Raw genomic sequence first — 847 nt, 5'->3', positions numbered from 1 at the left:
CTAGGTGACCGACTCATAACTTCGCAACCAGATGCGGATTGAAGCGAGCTGGACTGATGCGAGGAAGTTGTCGTCCCGTTTGTCGTATCGGGTTGCGACAGCCCTGAAGTGTTTGAGTTTGTTGAAGAAGCGCTCTACGGCGTTGCGTTGGCGGTAGACCCAGGCGCTGAAGGCGAAGGTTTTGACCCTGTTGGGCATGGCGCGGACATTGGCCCATGCACCGCGCCCGTCCATCTCTTCGCGCAAGGCGTCACTGTCGTAAGCCCTGTCGGCGAGCAGGATGTTTCCCGGCTCGACCGTGTCCAGCATGTCGGCGGCCGAACGCCCGTCGTGAGCCTGGCCTTCGGTCAGCTTCAGGCGGATCGGGCGGCCTTCGGCATCGACCAGGGCGTGGATCTTGGTTGTCAGGCCGCCGCGCGAGCGACCCATGCAACGGGATCGCTCGTCTTTTTTTGGCCGTTGGCGGCATGCTGGTGAACGCGGATCGACGAGGCGTCGATCATCTGGATATCGCCATCGTAAGCGGCTGATACGGCTCGCAGAATGCGCCCCCAATGACCCGCCCTGCGCCACCGGTTGAAGCGGTTGACGCAGGTCGTGTGCGGGCCATAGCGCGCCGGGATGTCCGCCCAGGGCGCCCCGGTGCGCAGGCGCCAGAAGATGCCGTTCAGAACGCGCCGGTCATCCACCCGCGCGACGCCACGCACCTTCGTCGGTAGAAGCGGTTCGATCACCGACCACTCGAAATCCGTCAGGTCAAAGCGCGCCATCTCAACCTCCAAGGCCGAGATCAATCAATCAGAACGCCGCCACGCAGGGAATCCCGTTTATGGGTATGTGACCTAGA

General features: G+C 62.6%; 1 protein-coding gene. It reads right to left on the bottom strand.

Features of this window, described 5'->3' with window-relative positions:
• Positions 1-770 (bottom strand): IS5 family transposase gene (locus AC1RMY_RS26525; protein WP_492869741.1). Its coding sequence is split into 2 segments (ribosomal slippage): positions 1-453 and positions 456-770, totalling 768 coding nucleotides; the frame shifts between segments, so codons are not numbered across the junction.
• Positions 771-847: the final 77 nt, after the last annotated feature.

This window comes from Allobosea sp. GW822-FHT03F07 (assembly GCF_058801345.1).
This window is presented reverse-complemented; position numbering and strand designations above follow the sequence as displayed.